A 2,636-nucleotide genomic window follows, 5' to 3' on the forward strand; every position below is an offset into this window, starting at 1 on the left:
CCCGCTGCGGGGCGCATACAGTCACCGCTGCCGGGGCGCTGGCCAATGCGCTTGGTGCGCTTGGGGCAAAACGCATCGGTTTCGCCTCACCCTATGTACCCGCGATCAACGACACGGCGGTGCGCTTTCTGGCCTCGCTGGGCTTTGAGACGGTGCAACGGTCCGAGGTTTCAGGCACGCTCGACAACACTGGACAAGGCGCGCTGACGCCGGATGCGGTGTTCGATCTTGGGCGCAAAGCGGACCACTCCGACGCGGATGTGTTGGTGCTGTCCTGCACCGATATGCGCAGCGTCGAAGCGCTGGACCGGCTGGAGAAAGCCGTTGGCAAACCGGTCATCAGTTCCAATCAGGCGATGCTGTTCAGCGCCCGCCAGATGTTGGGACTGACCGACCCGATCAAGGGCTTTGGCCAGCTTCTGGAACGCTCGATCTGAGACTTGCAGCACCCCCTGACCTGCGTCAGACTGGGACGTATCAATCAGAGGTAGGATCATGGGCTGGACCGAATATCTGGACACGCATCAAGCGCGATTTGTCGAAGAATTGTGCGATTTCATCCGCATCCCCTCGGTCTCGGCAAAGCCCGAGAATGCGGGCGATGTGCGGGTGGCGGGACAATGGGTGGTCGACAGGCTGACCGCAGCGGGGATCGAGAACGCCGCGATGTTTGACACCGCGGGCCACCCAGTCGTCTGCGCCGACTGGCTGCATGCCGGGCCGGACAAACCCACGATCCTGATCTACGGCCATTTCGACGTGCAACCGGCCGAGCCGTTTGACCTGTGGAAGACGCCCCCGTTCGACCCCACGATCCGCGACGGGCGGGTCTATGGGCGCGGTGCGACCGATGACAAAGGCGCGATGCTGATCCCGATCCTTGCAGCCGAGGCCCTGCTGGCCGACACCGGACGCCTGCCGGTCAACGTCCGGTTCTTCTTTGAAGGGCAGGAAGAGATCGGCTCACCCGATCTTCCGCCGTTTATCGAGGCCAATCTGGACCGGTTGCAGGCGGATATGATCTTTTCCGCCGATGGCGGCCAATGGGACCCGGAAACGCCACAGTTGATCCTGGCGCTCAAGGGGGTGACCTCGCTTGAGATCACGGTGACTGGACCGCACTCGGACCTGCATTCGGGGATGCATGGCGGCGGGGTCGCCAATCCGGCGCAGGGGCTGGCGCATTTGCTGGCCAGCATGAAAGCGCCGGACGGGCGGATCACCATCGCGGGCTTCTACGACGATGTGGTTGAACTGAGCGACGAAGACCGCGCCGCCATTGCGCAAGTGCCCTGGGATGAGGCCGCCTATCTGGCCCAGACCGGTGCCCCGGTCACCCATGGCGAGCCCGGGTATACCACGCGCGAAAACCTCTGGGCGCGCCCGACATTCGAGATCAACGGGCTGACCAGCGGCTGGCAGGGTGAAGGGACCAAAACCGTCCTGCCCTCGGTCGCCTCGGCCAAAGTCACCTGCCGGTTGGTGGCCGACCAGAGCCCCGAGCGGATATTCGATCTGATCGCCGCCCATGTGGCTGCCCATTGCCCGCCGGGCGTGACGGCGGAGGTGAAACGCAACCCGGGCCGCGCCGATCCCTTCCTCGTGCCTGCAGGCCACAATGCCACCGCCATCGCGGGGCAAGTGCTGGAGGAGGTCTATGGCAAGGCCCCGTATAAAACCCGCGTCGGCGGCTCGATCCCCGTGATGTCGACCCTGCTGGACGAGTTGGGGCTGCATGCGGTGATCTTTGCCTTCGGGCATGAGGATGAAAACCAGCACGCCCCGAACGAGTTCTTCCGCCTGCCGACCTTCCGACTGGGGCAGACCGCCTATGTGCGCCTGATGCAGCGGTTGGGCGAGTAGCTATTGCGCCCTGATTGAGGCGCGCATTTCGGTCAGCGCCGGGCTGTCCGGGATGCGCTGCAGCGCCTCATCCAGCACCGCCAGCGTGGCCTCTGACCCGTCAACCGCAGCTGTGATCCGGGCCAACATCACCCAGGCATCTTCGCGCTGCGGGTCCATGCGCACGACCTCCTGAAAAGCGCCCTTGGCGGCGGGGAAGTTGCGCAGGGTCAGCGCCATGCCGCCCAGCACCAGATGAGTTTCGGGAATGTCGATCCGCGCTTGTAGTGACCCCTGCCAATCCGACATCGCCCGCCGCATCCCGGCGGCGGTGTCCTGTGGCAAGCGCGCTGGCGGAATGGTCAGCATGGCCTTGGCCGCCTCAATGCGTACCATGCGCTCGGGGTCATCCAGCAAGCCGCCAACGCGCTGCGCCATCACATGCGGCGGGGCAGCTTGTTGCACTGCAATCGCCGCCGCCCGGATCAGTGGGTCTTCGTGGTCCAGCAACGGTGCCATCTCCTCGGCAGCGCTTGCATCCGCCCCCTGAGACAACAGCCACAGCGCCGTCGCGCGGATCAGCCCGGGCTGCGTCTCATCCAGCGCCAAAACCCGCAGATCACCCTGCGCCGCCACCGGATTGGCCCGGCCTGCGGCCAGAGCAACCCCGAAATGAGGTCGCGTGCCCGCGTTCGGATGGTGCTTGGCGGCCTCTGCCGCTGCCCAACCCGGAGTTTGATCCGCGTGGCAATCGGTACAGGCATCCGGCCCGCCGGTCGTGGCCGCCAGATCGG

The 2,636-nt window shown here is 65.3% G+C and carries 1 protein-coding gene and 2 pseudogenes; 2 read left to right on the forward strand and 1 reads right to left on the reverse strand.

From position 1 onward, the window contains the following. Together MPJ51_RS21705 and MPJ51_RS21710 are read left to right on the forward strand one after the other, a co-directional pair. Positions 1-437 (forward strand): annotated as a pseudogene (locus MPJ51_RS21705) (Asp/Glu racemase); the annotation flags it as partial. Positions 438-495: 58 nt separating this feature from the next. Then, a complete protein-coding gene (locus MPJ51_RS21710; RefSeq protein WP_298391145.1) occupies positions 496-1,863 on the forward strand; it encodes a dipeptidase in 1,368 nt (455 codons plus the stop codon). Here the strand turns inward: MPJ51_RS21710 and MPJ51_RS21715 are convergent. Then, a pseudogene (locus MPJ51_RS21715) lies at positions 1,864-2,636 on the reverse strand (hypothetical protein); the annotation flags it as partial.

Source organism: Ruegeria sp. (assembly GCF_028066395.1).
Classification (GTDB): domain Bacteria; phylum Pseudomonadota; class Alphaproteobacteria; order Rhodobacterales; family Rhodobacteraceae; genus Ruegeria.

Bases quoted from the DNA above. Each gene is read 5' to 3' on its own strand.
- MPJ51_RS21710 (WP_298391145.1), top strand. From the start codon at position 496: ATGGGCTGGACCGAATATCTGGACACGCATCAAGCGCGATTTGTCGAA.